Origin of the sequence: Streptomyces sp. NPDC059816, from assembly GCF_042732055.1 — a bacterium.
Lineage (GTDB): Bacteria > Actinomycetota > Actinomycetes > Streptomycetales > Streptomycetaceae > Streptomyces.
The window spans coordinates 36,662-49,867 of record NZ_JBHWIQ010000002.1 but is presented as its reverse complement, the minus strand read 5'-3'; the positions used below and the strand labels follow the sequence as shown (position 1 = coordinate 49,867).

12 protein-coding genes are annotated in these 13,206 nt (G+C 72.7%); 4 read left to right on the top strand and 8 right to left on the bottom strand.

Going from position 1 to position 13,206, the window contains the following annotated elements:
• Positions 1-15 precede the first annotated feature (15 nt).
• Positions 16-561, top strand: a complete 546-nt coding sequence (locus ACFV88_RS02835) for a GNAT family N-acetyltransferase (RefSeq protein ID WP_385485288.1) — start codon at positions 16-18, stop codon at positions 559-561.
• Positions 562-604: 43 nt separating this feature from the next.
• Here ACFV88_RS02835 and ACFV88_RS02830 read toward each other — a convergent pair whose 3' ends face one another.
• From ACFV88_RS02830 to ACFV88_RS02820, 3 genes are all read right to left on the bottom strand, one after another.
• The gene (locus tag ACFV88_RS02830) at positions 605-2,074 is read right to left on the bottom strand and encodes a peptidoglycan D,D-transpeptidase FtsI family protein (protein ID WP_385485286.1); all 1,470 of its coding nucleotides are present in this window, start codon (positions 2,072-2,074) and stop codon (positions 605-607) included.
• Positions 2,075-2,177: 103 nt separating this feature from the next.
• Entirely contained in the window at positions 2,178-2,870 is a 693-nt protein-coding gene (locus tag ACFV88_RS02825) for a response regulator (protein WP_385485284.1), read from the bottom strand.
• An 82-nt stretch (positions 2,871-2,952) separates the two neighbouring features.
• Positions 2,953-4,245 (bottom strand): sensor histidine kinase, encoded by a 1,293-nt coding sequence (locus ACFV88_RS02820; RefSeq protein ID WP_385485282.1) that lies wholly within the window; start codon positions 4,243-4,245, stop codon positions 2,953-2,955.
• A 182-nt stretch (positions 4,246-4,427) separates the two neighbouring features.
• Between ACFV88_RS02820 and ACFV88_RS02815 the strand changes: the two genes are divergently transcribed.
• A complete protein-coding gene (locus ACFV88_RS02815) occupies positions 4,428-5,474 on the top strand; it encodes an aminotransferase class V-fold PLP-dependent enzyme (protein ID WP_385485280.1) in 1,047 nt (348 codons plus the stop codon).
• Positions 5,475-5,553: 79 nt separating this feature from the next.
• Here ACFV88_RS02815 and thpD read toward each other — a convergent pair whose 3' ends face one another.
• From thpD to ACFV88_RS02790, 5 genes are all read right to left on the bottom strand, one after another.
• A complete protein-coding gene (gene thpD / locus ACFV88_RS02810; protein ID WP_385485278.1) occupies positions 5,554-6,453 on the bottom strand; it encodes an ectoine hydroxylase in 900 nt (299 codons plus the stop codon).
• A 4-nt stretch (positions 6,454-6,457) separates the two neighbouring features.
• Positions 6,458-6,856 carry an ectoine synthase gene (locus ACFV88_RS02805; protein ID WP_385485276.1) on the bottom strand — a complete coding sequence of 133 codons (399 nt, stop codon included), beginning with the start codon at positions 6,854-6,856 and terminating at the stop codon, positions 6,458-6,460.
• A 147-nt stretch (positions 6,857-7,003) separates the two neighbouring features.
• Positions 7,004-8,275 carry a diaminobutyrate--2-oxoglutarate transaminase gene (gene ectB / locus ACFV88_RS02800; protein ID WP_385485274.1) on the bottom strand — a complete coding sequence of 424 codons (1,272 nt, stop codon included), beginning with the start codon at positions 8,273-8,275 and terminating at the stop codon, positions 7,004-7,006.
• A gap of 88 nt (positions 8,276-8,363) precedes the next feature.
• Positions 8,364-8,918 (bottom strand): diaminobutyrate acetyltransferase, encoded by a 555-nt coding sequence (gene ectA / locus ACFV88_RS02795; protein ID WP_385485272.1) that lies wholly within the window; start codon positions 8,916-8,918, stop codon positions 8,364-8,366.
• A 557-nt stretch (positions 8,919-9,475) separates the two neighbouring features.
• The gene (locus ACFV88_RS02790) at positions 9,476-10,519 is read right to left on the bottom strand and encodes a pyridoxal-phosphate-dependent aminotransferase family protein (protein ID WP_385485270.1); all 1,044 of its coding nucleotides are present in this window, start codon (positions 10,517-10,519) and stop codon (positions 9,476-9,478) included.
• Between the two features lie 337 nt (positions 10,520-10,856).
• Between ACFV88_RS02790 and ACFV88_RS02785 the strand changes: the two genes are divergently transcribed.
• Both ACFV88_RS02785 and ACFV88_RS02780 read left to right on the top strand, forming a co-directional pair.
• The gene (locus ACFV88_RS02785; RefSeq protein WP_385485268.1) at positions 10,857-11,726 is read left to right on the top strand and encodes a hypothetical protein; all 870 of its coding nucleotides are present in this window, start codon (positions 10,857-10,859) and stop codon (positions 11,724-11,726) included.
• Between the two features lie 75 nt (positions 11,727-11,801).
• On the top strand, positions 11,802-12,893 hold the full coding sequence (locus ACFV88_RS02780) for an amidohydrolase family protein (protein WP_385485266.1): 1,092 nt from the start codon (positions 11,802-11,804) through the stop codon (positions 12,891-12,893).
• The last annotated feature ends 313 nt before the right edge of the window (positions 12,894-13,206 follow it).

Sequence of the window (13,206 nt, the reverse complement as noted above, 5' to 3'; positions counted from 1 at the left end):
TGGGAAACTGGCCCGATGATCGATATGCGTGTGGCCAGCAGCGCCGACTACGACCGGATCGACGCCCTCGACGACTCCTTCACCACCGACCGGATCTTCCACGTCACGGGGGGCGACTCCGGCTTCGAGATCCGCAGCGTGGCGGTGCAACCGCCGCTGCGCAAGGAGTACCCGGCGGACCCGGAGGCCGACCTCGGAGATGACGAAGACGAGGTCGACGACGGCCACCACACGGTCGTCGCGGTGGAGGGCGAGCGGATCCTCGGCTTCGTCACCGTCTCCTACGCCGAGTGGAACCAGCGCGCCCGGATCGAGCAGATCACCGTCGACCCCGAGTACCGCGGCAAGGGCCTCGGCGGCGCGCTGATGGCCCGCGCCGAGTCCTACGGCCGCAAGGCGGGCGCCCGCACCCTCTGGCTGGAGGTCACCCACGTCAACGCCCCCGCGGTACGGGCCTACCGACGCTTCGGCTTCGAGGTGTGCGGGCTCGACACCAGCCTCTACGTGGGCACCCCCGCGGAAGGGGAGATCGCCCTGTTCATGAGCAAGTCCCTGGACTGACCGCGCCCCGGGGTCCGCCCCTCGGCGCGCGGTCGTCGTCCGGTCAGCGCAGGGCGGCCTCCATCATCGCCTTCGCGATGGGCGCGGCCTGGCCGTTGCCGCTGACCTCCGAACGCGCCGCGTCCGACTGCTCGATGAGGACCGCGACGGCGACCTGCTTGCCGCTGTCGGGGTCCTGCGCGTACGAGGTGAACCACACGTACGGCGTCTCGCTGTTGTTCACCCCGCGCTGGGCCGTGCCCGTCTTGCCGCCGACCTTCGCCCCGGCGATCCGGGCGTTGCCTCCGGTGCCGTCCTCGACCACCGTCTCCATCGCGGACCGCAACTGCCGGGCCGTGGATTCGCTCAGGACCCGCTCGGACGCCGGGTCGACGTCCTCCAGCACGTTCCCGTCGGCGTCGGTGACCCGGCTGACCAGGTTCGGGGTGACCAACTCGCCGCCGTTCTCGATCGCGGCCGTCACCATGGCGACCTGGAGCGGGGTCGCCGTCACCTCGAACTGGCCGATGCCGGTCAACGCGGTGGACGGACGGTCCATGTCCTTCGGGTACACGCTCTCGTACGCCCGCACCGGAACGTCCAGTTCGGCGTCGTTGAAGCCGAACTTCTCCGCCATGGCCCGCACCTTGTCCTGCCCCAGGTCGACCGCGGCCTTGGCGAAGACGTTGTTGCACGAGTACTGGAGGGCCGTCCGCAGGGAGGCGTCCTCGCAGGGGGCGGTGCGGATCAGGTTCTCCAGGACGGTGCTGGAGTCCGGAAGGGTGTAGGGGCTGGGGCTCTTCGTCCGCTCGTCGACCGAGTCGTACAGTCCGTTCTCCAGCGCCGCCGCCGCGACGACCAGCTTGAACGTCGAGCCCGGTGCCAACGGCTTGCGGATCGCCCGGTTCACCAGCGGCTCGTCGGCCTCCGTGCCCTTCTCGGCCTTCTCGTTCAACCCGGCCCACGCACGGGCGTCCGAGCTGCCGGAGCCGGAGATCCGGGACGGGTCGTACGAGGGCGTGGACACCATGCCGAGCACCTGGCCCGTCGCCGGCTCCAACGCGATGGCGGCGCCCTTCTTGTCGCCGAGCCCCTCGAACGCGGCCCGCTGCACGTCCGGGTCGATCGTCGTCACCACGTTGCCCGGCTCGCCGCGCTTGCCGGTCATCGTGTCCAGCGGACTCCGCAGCTCCACGGCAGTGCCGTCCAGCACGTCCTGGTAGACCCCCTCCAGGAGGTTCGCCCCGTACACATGGGAGCTGTAGCCCGTCACCGGGGCGTACAGCGCGCCGTCCCGGTAGGTGCGCTTGTACGCGAGATCGCTGTGCTCGGTGCGCTCGGAACCCGTGATCGCCTCCCCGGCCACGATGATGTCGCCCAGCGGATAGGCGTACTGCTCGATCGCCTTGCGCCGGTTTTCCTTGTTGTCCGCGAGGGCCCGGCCTTCGTAGAACTGCACCCAGGTGGCCCGGCCCAACAGGGCCAGGACCAGCAGCAGCGAGAAGACCGAGGCACGCCTGATCGTCTTGTTCATCCTGTCGGGAAGGACGAACGGGCGGCACCCGCAGTTCCTGCCCGCGCCCGGGCCCCGGCCGGTGTGCCCCGTCTCACGGAGCCCGCCCGCGTCCCGGGCCCCCTCACTCCCGACCGGCCAGCCCGGCCTCGTAGGCGGCGATCACGGCCTGCGTCCGGTCCCGGGCCCCGGTCTTCGCCAGCACCCCCGCCACATGGGTCTTCACGGTCGCGGCCCCCACCTCCATCCGCCGGGCGATCTCCGCGTTGTTCAGCCCCCGGGCCATCAGCCGCAGCACCTGCGCCTCCCGCCCGGTCAGCCGTGACACCCAGGCGGGGGCCGCCGACGCGGTGCGGGCGTGCTCCCCGGCCAGGGCGCGCACCGCCGCCGGGAACAGCAGCGTGTCGCCGCGCGCCACCAGCCGCACCGACTGCACCAGCACCTCGGGGTCGCTGCGCTTCAGCAGGAACCCCGACGCCCCGGCGCGCAGCGCCTCGTACACGTACGCGTCGTTCTCGAAGGTCGTGACCACCACGACCCGCGGCGGTGCGTCGCCCCCCGCGACGATCAGCTCGGTGGCCCGGATGCCGTCGATCCCCGGCATCCGGACGTCCATCAGGACCACGTCCGGCCGGGTCTCGCGCACCACGGCCACCGCCTCCACGCCGTCCCGTGCCTCACCCACCACGGTGAAGTCCGGTTCGTCCTCCAGGATCACCCGCAGCGCGGTGCGCACCATGGCCTCGTCATCGGCGAGCACGATCCGGACGGATGGCCGGGTCCCTTCGGGCGAGGTCGTCGGCGCCAGCGTCGTCATGCCTGTTCGTCTCCTGTGTCCGGTGGGTCCCACCCGACTCCTGCGGGTGCGGCGGTCGTTTCCGTCCCGGGGTGCGCCGCCGTCACGCACCGTCCCGCAGCGGCAGCCGCACGCACAAGGACCAGCGGCCGTCGTGAGCGCCCGCCGTCACCGTGCCGCCCAGCAGCCGGACCCGGTCGGCGATCCCGGGCAGCCCGTGGCCGCCCCCCGTGCGCGGAGCCGGCCGGGGGGCGGGCGGCAACGGGTTCTCCGCCGTGATCTCCAGCCCCGCGGCGGTGACCGTCACCCGCAGGTCCACCGCGGTCCCGGTGCCCGCGTGCCGCAGTGCGTTGCCCAGCGCCTCCTGCACGATCCGGTACGCCTCCCGGGACACCTGCGGCGGCAACGCGGCCAGGCCGTGCGGCCCCGGTTCCAGGGCGGTCTCGACGCGCAGCCCCGTGGCCCCGGTTCGCCGCAGCAGCCCGTCGAGGTCGGTGGCGAGGGTCGGCGCCGGCGCGGTCGGGGCACCGGCGTCACCCTCGCGCAGGACCCCGAGCACGGCGTCGAGCTCGCCGACGGTGCGCCGGGTCGTCTCCTCGATGGCGGTGAGGGCGGTGCGGACGAACTCCGGGTCGCGGTCCAGGACCCGGCGGGCCGCCGCGGCCTGGAGGCCGACCGCACTGAGCGCGTGCCCCACGGAGTCGTGCAGTTCACGGGCCAGCCGGTTGCGCACCGCGAGGTCGGCGGCCCGACGTTCGGCCGCCGCGAGCCGGTCCGCCGGCCCCGGGCCGAGCAGTACGGGCACCGCTCGGGCCAGCACCGCCCCGGCCGCCGCCGCGCACGCGGCCAGCGCGACCAAGGCCGCCAACCCCCCGAACGGGGCCAGGACGTACCCCCAGCCGGAGAACGCGGGGTGGGAATCCCCGAACGGTTCCCCGCGCAGTGCGGACACGGGGGGCAGCACCACGAGCGCCAGCCCCAGCGGAACGACCCCGAGGGTCGCCCCGCTGACCGCCACCCCGAGGACGAGGTGCAGGGCGAACCAGGCCGAGGTGCGTCCGCGGGCGGCCCAGGAGCGGGCGGGCCCGTCCCCCAGCCCGTCCCCCGACCCCGCCACGCGCAGGGCGCGCACCGCGGCCACCGCCACCGACCGGGCCACCGGGAAGAGCGCGACCAACGGGACGAACGACAGCCCCACGGCCAGGGACAGCACCTGGTTCCGGGGCGTGTCGAGCAGCCCCGTCCCCCCGCCGACCCCGAGGAGGACCAGGAGGACCGAACCGGCCAGCAGGAAGGGCATGGCGAGCGCGCCACCGAGGACCAGATGCGTCCAACGGCGGCGCGCACGGCCGCCGAACAGTGCCTTCGGGGCGGCGGCGAGGGCGGCACGGAACATCCGCCCAGCGTAGGCGAGCAGCAGGTCACCGGCGTCGACGCCGCTGGACCCAACCCGCCGTGTGCCGGGGCCCGTTCACCGCCCACCGGCCCGGTGCCCGGCTCCGTCGCGTGGGGGGAGGGGAGCCCCGTTCGGCCGGCGCGGCATGGACCGGACGGCCCGGGAGGGGCACAGTGAGGAGCATGGAGAAGCTTGACGAAACCACGGTCCGCGCCGAGTTCGCCCCCCAGACGACCTATCTGAACACCGCCAGCACCGGGCTGTCGCCGGCCCGGACCGTGACGGCGCTGCGGTCGGCGGTGGAGGCCGCGACGACCGGCCGGCCGACCGACCTGTTCGGCGATGTGCACCGGAGCCGGGAGAGCTTCGCCCGGATCGTCTCGGTGCCGGCGAGCCGGGTGGCCGCGGGGGCGTCCGTCGCCGTGTACACGGGGCTGATCGCCGCCGCGCTGCCGCCGGGCGCCGAAGTGCTCACCGTCGAGCAGGACTTCAGCTCCACCGTGGCCTCGTTCCACACCCGGGGCGACCTTTTGGTGCGGGAGGTCCCGTTGGAGCGGGTCGCGGACGCGGTCCGCCCCAGTACGAGCCTGGTCGCGCTGAGCGCGGTCCAGTCGGCGGACGGCCGGGTCGCGGACCTGGCGGCGGTGCGGGAGGCCGCGCTCGCCCACGGGGCGCGCACCTATGTGGACGCCTCCCAGGGCCTGGGCTGGCTGCCGCTGGACGCCGGGGCGTACGACTTCGTCTCCGCCGTCGCGTACAAGTGGCTGCTGTGCCCGCGCGGAGTCGCCTTCCTGGTGGTCCCGGAGGACCTGGGCGGGCTGCGGCCCGTCTTCACGGGCTGGGCGTCCGGCGAGAACCCCTGGGACAGCTGCTACGGTCCCGTCACCGAACTGGCCCGCTCGGCCCGCCGGTTCGACGAGAGCCCGAGCACCCTGGCGTACGCCGCGGCGCGCCACTCGTTGGCCCTCATCGAGGAGTTGGGCACCGAGCGGATCGGGGCCCACGACCTGGCCCTCGCCGACCGCTTCCGCGCCGGACTGGCCGCCCGCGGTCTGGAACCGATCCCGTCCCCCGGCTCGCCGATCGTGGCGGTGCCGGGTCTGGGGGCGCGGCAGGGCGAGCTGAGCCGGGCGGGCATCGAGCTGTCCGACCGGGCGGGGAACCTGCGGGCGGCCTTCCACCTGTACAACACCGAGGCGGACGTGGACCAGTTGCTCGACCGGCTGTGACCCGGGGCGGGGCGCGGGCGCGCGGGTCCCGCGCCCCTTCGGGGTGCACCGCCCGGGTGGACGTGCGTCCGGCCGGGGGTCAGTGCACGGGGGTGAAGTCCCGGGCGCCGATGTACTCCGGACGTCGGACCGGTGCCGCGAACGGCTCCTGCGCCGCGTTCTCGACGCTGTTGAAGACGATGAACACATTGCTGCGCGGGTACGGGGTGATGTTGTCCCCGGAGCCGTGCATGCAGTTGCAGTCGAACCAGGTCGCCGAGCCCGCCGCGCCGGTGAACAACCGGATGCCGTGCTGGTCGGCGAAGTCCGTGAGCGCCGTGTGCGACGGGGTGCCCGCGTCCTGCATCTGGAGCGACTTCTTGTAGTTGTCCTCCGGGGTGGCCCCCGCACAGCCGAGGAACGTCCGGTGCGAACCCGGCATGATCATCAGCCCGCCGTTGGTGTCGCGGTTCTCGGTCAGCGCGATCGACACGGACACCGTCCGCATGTTCGGCAGCCCGTCCTCGGCGTGCCAGGTCTCGAAGTCGGAGTGCCAGTAGAACCCGGACGCCCCGAACCCCGGCTTCACGTTGATCCGGGACTGGTGGACGTACACCTCCGAACCGAGGATCTGCCGGGCCCTGCCGACCACCCGTTCGTCGCGCACCAGGCCCGCGAACACCTCGCTGATCCGGTGCACCTCGAAGACCGAGCGGATCTCCCGTGACGACGGTTCGATGATGGACCGGTCGTCGCCGCGGATCGCGGGGTCGGTCACCAGGCGGTCGAGTTCCGCGCGGTAGACCGCCACCTCGGCGGGGGTGATGAGCTGGTCGACGGTCAGGAAGCCGTCCCGTTCGTACGAGGCCAGGTCCTCGCGGGCGACGGGACCCGGGGTGTCCGGGCCGCTCCAGACGACCGGGTCCCGTCGCGGTACGGACACCTCCGAGGCGCCTCGGCTGGGGTACAGGTCGACTCGCCCGGGGGTCGTGGTGGTCATGGGGTCATGCCTCCTCGGTCAGCAGCGGATAGACGCCGTTCTCATCGTGGTCCTCGCGCCCGGTGACGGGCGGGTTGAACACGCACAGGCACCGGAAGTCCGTCCGCGGTCGCAGGGTGTGCCGTTCGTGGCCGTCGAGCAGGTACATCGTGCCGGGGGTGATCAGATGCGTCTCGCCGGTCTCGTCGTCGGTGAGTTCCGCCTCGCCCTCGACGCACACGACGGCCTCGATGTGGTTCGCGTACCACATCGACGTCTCCGTGCCCGCGTACAGGACCGTCTCGTGCAGGGAGAAGCCCACCCGCTCCTTCGCGAGCACGATGCGCTTGCTCTCCCAGGTCCCGGAGCGTGACCTCACGTGCCGGTCCGTTCCCTCGATGTCCTTGAACGATCGGACGATCACTTGGTGTGCTGCCCTTCTGTGTGTGCTGTGAGTTCTGCGGCTACGGGTTTCCCGCGGCTACGGGTCCCGTGCGGTACGGGGGGCTCGGCCGGCCGGTGTCCGGGCGGCGTCGGCCGAGCGGGGCGGGGCGCCCGGGGCCCGGGTCGGTCAGGCGGTCTCGCGCACCGCTCGGGCGAGGGTGCGCAGACCCTCTTCCAACTCGTCCGGCGTGATGGTCAGTGCGGGGAGCAGCTTGACGACCTCGCCCTCGGGGCCCGACGTCTCGATCAGCAGCCCCAGCTCGAAGGCGCGTCGGGCCACCCGGGTGGCCCGACCCCGGTCGTGGAACTCCACGCCCCACACCAGGCCGCGGCCCCGGTAGTCCTTGACCTCGTCGCGGTGCTCGTCGACCAGCGAGCCCAGCGCCTCCTGGACCTGCTGCCCGCGCGACAGGGTCTGCTTCTCCATCGCCGGCCCGTCCGACCAGTACGTCTCCAGGGCCGCCGCGGCGGTCACGAACGCCGGGTTGTTGCCGCGGAAGGTGCCGTTGTGCTCCCCGGGCTCCCAGATGTCCAGCTCCGGCTTGAACAGGCACAGCGACATGGGCAGCCCGTAGCCGCTGATCGACTTGGACACGGTGACGACGTCCGGCACGATGCCCGCTTCCTCGAAGGAGAAGAACGCGCCGGTCCGTCCGCAGCCCATCTGGATGTCGTCGACGATCAGGAGCATGTCCCGGCGGGCGCACAGGTCCGCGAGCGAGCGCAGCCACTCGGCCCGTGCCACGTTGATGCCGCCCTCGCCCTGCACGGTCTCCACGATCACCGCGGCGGGCTGGTTGAGCCCCGACCCCTGGTCCTCCAACAGCCGCTCGAACCACAGGAAGTCCGGGACGCGGCCGTCGAGGTAGTGGTCGAACGGCATCGGGGTGCCGTGCACCAGGGGGATGCCCGCACCGGCCCGCTTGAAGGCGTTGCCGGTCACCGCGAGCGAGCCCAGCGACATCCCGTGGAAGGCGTTCGTGAACGACACGATCGACTCCCGGCCCTTCACCTTGCGGGCCAGCTTCAGCGCGGACTCCACCGCATTGGTCCCGGTCGGGCCGGGGAACATCACCTTGTACGGGAGGTCGCGGGGCCGCAGCACCAGGTTCTGGAACGACTCCAGGAACGCCCGTTTCGCGGACGTCGACATGTCCAGGCCGTGGGTGACCCCGTCCCGTTCCAGGTAGTCGATCAGGGCGCGTTTCAGGACCGGGTTGTTGTGCCCGTAGTTGAGCGAACCGGCACCGGCGAAGAAGTCGAGGTAGGCGTGGCCGTCCTCGTCGTACATGCGGCTGCCCTGCGCGCGGTCGAAGACGGTGGGCCAGGCGCGGCAGTAGCTGCGCACCTCGGACTCCAGGGTCTCGAAGACGCTCAGGTCGGGCTGGGTGATGCTCACGGGGTTCTCCTGGCTGGTCGGGGTGACAGGGGCGGGGCGAGCGGTCGCGGTGCGGGGCCGTGGGGAGGCGGCCCCCGTCCGGTACGGGTCAGGTGCCGAACGGGCCGATGCGGTAGAGGATCTCCGGGGCGTGACCGCCGTCGGGGAAGGCACCGGAGTCGAACAGCACCTCACGGTTCACGGGGACGTCGTGGCGTGCGGCGAAGGAGGTGAACAGCCGCTCGGAGGCCGTGTTGCCGGGCGTGATGGTGGTCTCCACCCGGTTCAGGGCGAAGGGCGCGGACGCGAGGTCCGCGGCGACCCGTGCGGTGAGCCCGTCGAGCAGGGCGGCGGCGAGGCCCCGGCCCCGGTGCGCCGCGTCGACCGCCACCTGCCACACGACCAGGGTGCCCGGGTGGGCGGGGCGCACGTAACCCGTGATGAATCCGACCGGCTGCCCGCTCCCGTCCCGCGCCACCACCGAGGTGTCGGCGAAGTCCCGACACCACAGGAGGTAGCTGTACGAGGAGTTGAGGTCGAGGGTCCCCGAGTCGCGGGCTATCCGCCATACGGCGGCACCGTCAGCCACCTCTGGACGGTCCATCCGCAATCCGGCGGGCATTTCTCGGAATTGTTCTTTCAGGTCTGCTCGTGCAGCGGTCATGCGGATTTAATTTACCGACCAATTCTTTGGATTGCATGGCCCTGCGGGGTTACGGCGAACGGGGTGCTGTGTTATCACGCGGGCGCGTGGGTCCGCGCGAGAAGGCAGCGAAAAGCCCGCTTTGTACGGGATTTATGCGTACGAAGCGGGCTTGGTGTGGAATGGGTCACAGGGTCGCGACACCTGGGGAAGCTGTCGGAATTACGCCGATCGGTGTTACGCGATGTTCGCGAAATCTTAGCGTTTAGCCTTTGTGGAACCGGGCAGAAGAATAGGGGCCCATTGCCTGGAAAATAACTCTGAATTTATGGGCGACGAGGCAACCGAAGTTCCATGAATTACGTCCCACGCAGGTGATTCGTGTCAAGACCGCCGCGCACCGGGCCGTGCGCGGGGGCGCCGGGGCGGTTCCGGGAGGTGCCCGACGCCCGCCCCCGACATCCGACCCGGCAGCCGTGTCGCAGCCCACCGGCCAGCCTCCGACCAGCCTCGGCCCGGACCTCGGCCCGGACCTCCGACGGCCGTGCTGACCGGCTCCGACGGCCGTGCCGACCGGCTCAGGCGGCCAGCGCCCGGCCCAGCGCGGCCAGCGACCGCTCGACGGTCTCCGCGGTGGCAGCGGGGCCGTAGTGGTTCACCCGGATCATCTCGTGGGCCAGAGCGCCGCCCCCGGCGACCAGCGGCAGCCCGGGGTCCAGCGCCAGCGCCCGCGCCACCACGGCCGAGGCGTCCACCGCGTCCGGCACCCGCAAGGTGGTCGCCACCGGCGCCGCGTGCCGGGCCTCGTGGACGTACGGCTCCAGCCCCGCGCCCAGCGCCACCGCACCCTCCCGGACCGCGCGGGCGGCCGTCGCGTGCCGCGCCGTCACGGCGTCCAGCCCGTCGGCCTCGATCCGCTCGATGCACGCCTCCAGCGCCAGCATCTCCAACTGGGCGGGGGCGTGCAGCAGCGCCTTGCGCCCCGCGTCGATCCACCGCTCCTTCCAGTCGAGGAGCGACAGGTACGAACGCCTCGGCGCGCGCGGGTTCGCCGCCATCCGCTGCCACGCCCGCTCGCTCACCGACACCGCCGACACCCCGGCGGGCCCGCCCATCGCCTTCTGCGCCCCGATCACGCACAGGTCGACCCCCCACGCGTCGGGCAGCAGCGGCTCGGCGGCCACCGACGCCACTGCGTCCACCATGAACAGCGCGCCGTGCCGCGCCACGACCTCGCCGATCTCCGCGACGGGGTTGGTGTTCCCGGTCGCGGCCTCCGCGTGGACCAGCGACACGAAGTCGATCTCCGGGTGGCCGGCCAGCGCCTCCTCGACCTGCTCGGGCGACACCGCCGCGTGGTACGGAACCGCGAGGTCGACGACCTTCGCACCGCAGTCCCGCAGCCAGTCGCCGAACGTCTGACCGTACGGCCCGGTGATGACGTTCAGTGCGGTGGTGCCCGGGCCGGCCGCGCTGCGGATGCAGCCCTCCAGGGGGAGCAGGGCCTCGCCCTGGGTGATCACGACGTCCTGTTCGGTGTCCAGCAACCCCGCCACGCGCCGCTCGATCGCGGCGAAGCGGTCGGCGGTCAGGGGCGCCAGGTCGAGAAGGGGGTGCGTCACGGCGGTGCTCTTTCCGGTCAACGAAGGCCCGCGGATCGCCAGCGGACTTCATGAGCGTAACCGCAGGTGACGGGGGACCGGGCGGGAGCCCGACCGGCGGGGAAACAGCCGTTCGGCGGCCCCCGTCGGGGGCCGCCGGTGTGTTGGCCGGTTTCCCGCTGGCACCGGCCCGGCGGGGCTGGTGACACTGTGGGCGTGCAGCCCCGCCCGGCCCGCCCCTCCCCGGGCGCCGCCGCGAAGGCGGAAGCAGGAGCCGTGGCGCACCGGCGCACAGATTCCGCAGTTCTGCGGAACGTCGAGTCCTTTGCATGGCGACGCACGTCAGGAGGGACCTCCCGTGACGGCAGGGCCGAGCAGTCCTCCCGCAAGTGCAGACTGGGGCAAAGCGAACTTCGGCAGCATCTACGACTGTCCCGACCCGCGCCCGTACTTCGAGACGCTGCGCCCGCTGGGGTACCAGATACCCCACCACGGCCAGGCCGTCTTCCGGGTGTTGGTCGACGCCCTGCACGGTCTGCACCCCGGCCGCACGCCCCTGACCGTGGTGGACCTGTGCTGTTCGTACGGGATCAACGCGGCGCTCCTCAACCACCGGGTCACCCTGGCCGAGCTGTACGCCCGGTACGCCTCCCCCCGGGTGGCCGCACTGTCCTCCCGGGACCTGGCGATCGAGGACCGGGCCTTCTTCGACGCGCGCCGCACACCCGCAGCCGTGTCGGTGACGGGCATCGACGCGGCGCCCCGGGCCGTCGGGTACGCCCGCGACACCGGCCTGCACGACCACTCCTTCGCGGAGAACCTCGAAGTCGCCGCGGCGAGCCCCGCCCTGCGCCGCGCACTGGCGGCCACGGACCTCATCACCGTGACCGGAGGCATCGGCTACGTCCGCACCCGGACCTTCCACACCCTCCTCGACTGCGTGGCCCACCCGCCGTGGGTCGCCGCGTTCGTGCTGCGCACCGTGCCCTACCAGGCGATCGCCGATCTCCTCGCCCGTTCGGGGCTGGTGACGGAGAAGCTGCCCGCCCGCACCTTCCGCCAGCGCCGCTTCGCGGACGACGCCGAACGGGAAGCGGCGTTCGACGCCCTGGCCGGGATCGGGCTGCGCACCGCGGACCGGGAGGCGGACGGCTACTACCACGCCGACCTGTACCTGTCCCGGCCCGCCGCCGATGCCGCGGCGCTGCCCCTGGGACTGCTGCTGTGAGGCGCCCGTAGGCACCCTCGGGTTCCCCGCCCGGCCCGGGCGGCAGGCCCGGGCGGGGACACTAGGGTGCTGGACATGACGGATCACACGGTGCTGCACGTCAGGGGGCGGGTACTGGCGGGCCCCGAGGACGTGCGGGACGGACTGTGGGTGGTCGGCGGCCGGGTCACCTACGAGCGGCCCGCCGGGGCCCGCGAGGTGACCACCGTCGAGGGCTGGGCCCTGCCCGGGCTGGTGGACGCGCACTGCCACGTCGGGCTCGACGCCCACGGCCCGGTCTCCGTCGAGACCGCCGAACGGCAGGCGCTGGCCGACCGGGAGGCCGGCACCCTGTTGATCCGGGACGCCGGCTCGCCCTCCGACACCCGCTGGATCGACGACCGCGAGGACCTGCCGCGGATCATCCGGGCCGGCCGTCACATCGCCCGCACCCGCCGCTACATCCGCAACTACGCCCACGAGGTCGAACCCGCCGACCTCGTCGCGTACGTCGCCCGGGAGGCCAGGCGCGGGGACGGCTGGGTCAAACTCGTCGGGGACTGGATCGACCGCGAGGCGGGCGACCTCACGGCCTGTTGGCCCCGGGACGCCGTCGAGGCGGCGATCGCCGAGGCCCACCGGTGGGGCGCCCGGGTCACCGCGCACTGCTTCGCCGAGGACTCCCTGCGCGACCTGGTGGAGGCCGGCATCGACTGCGTCGAGCACGCGACCGGCCTCACCGAGGAGACGATCCCGCTGTTCGCCGAGCGCGGCGTGGCCATCGTGCCGACCCTCGTCAACATCGCCACCTTCCCCCGGCTCGCGGACGGCGGCGAGGCCAAGTTCCCACGCTGGTCGGCCCATATGCGTCGACTGCACGCCCGGCGCTACGACACCGTGCGCGCCGCCTACGACGCGGGGGTGCCCGTCTTCGTCGGGACGGACGCGGGCGGCTCCCTCGCCCACGGCCTGGTCGCCGCGGAGGTCGCCGAACTCGTCCGCGCCGGCATCCCGCCCGTCGAGGCGCTCTCCGCCACCACCTGGCGAGCCCGCGCCTGGTTGGGCCGCCCCGGGCTGACCGAGGGGGCCCCGGCGGACCTCGTCGTGTACGAGGGCGACCCCCGGGCGGACGTGCGGATGCTCGCCGTGCCGCGCCGGATCGTGTTGCGCGGCCGGATCGTCGGCTGAGCCGATCATCTCCCGGCTCCGGGACGGTGGTTGACGTGACGTCATCCACCCTCCCGGCCGGGGGTGCGTCCGAGGGGCGGGGCGTCCGCTGATCGGCCGGGACGCCGCAGGTGGGCGGTCACCTGGGTGACGGACGTGCACATCCGTGCCCGAATATTCAAACAAGAGCACGAAAACCCCACTTTGGGGTGAACTCACGCCAGGTTGCCGGCTGTTCACTCTCGGTGCGCGAGTATTCACTCCAACGGCACGGTCGCCGCCCGCTTCGGTCCCCGTCGCGGTGCCCCGAGCGACCCCGCCGTTCAGTTCCGAT

Bases quoted from the DNA above. Each gene is read 5' to 3' on its own strand.
- ACFV88_RS02835 (WP_385485288.1), top strand. From the start codon at position 16: ATGATCGATATGCGTGTGGCCAGCAGCGCCGACTACGACCGGATCGAC.
- ACFV88_RS02830 (WP_385485286.1), bottom strand. From the start codon at position 2,074: ATGAACAAGACGATCAGGCGTGCCTCGGTCTTCTCGCTGCTGCTGGTC.
- ACFV88_RS02825 (WP_385485284.1), bottom strand. From the start codon at position 2,870: ATGACGACGCTGGCGCCGACGACCTCGCCCGAAGGGACCCGGCCATCC.
- ACFV88_RS02820 (WP_385485282.1), bottom strand. From the start codon at position 4,245: ATGTTCCGTGCCGCCCTCGCCGCCGCCCCGAAGGCACTGTTCGGCGGC.
- ACFV88_RS02815 (WP_385485280.1), top strand. From the start codon at position 4,428: ATGGAGAAGCTTGACGAAACCACGGTCCGCGCCGAGTTCGCCCCCCAG.
- thpD (WP_385485278.1), bottom strand. From the start codon at position 6,453: ATGACCACCACGACCCCCGGGCGAGTCGACCTGTACCCCAGCCGAGGC.
- ectA (WP_385485272.1), bottom strand. From the start codon at position 8,918: ATGACCGCTGCACGAGCAGACCTGAAAGAACAATTCCGAGAAATGCCC.
- ACFV88_RS02780 (WP_385485266.1), top strand. From the start codon at position 11,802: ATGACGGATCACACGGTGCTGCACGTCAGGGGGCGGGTACTGGCGGGC.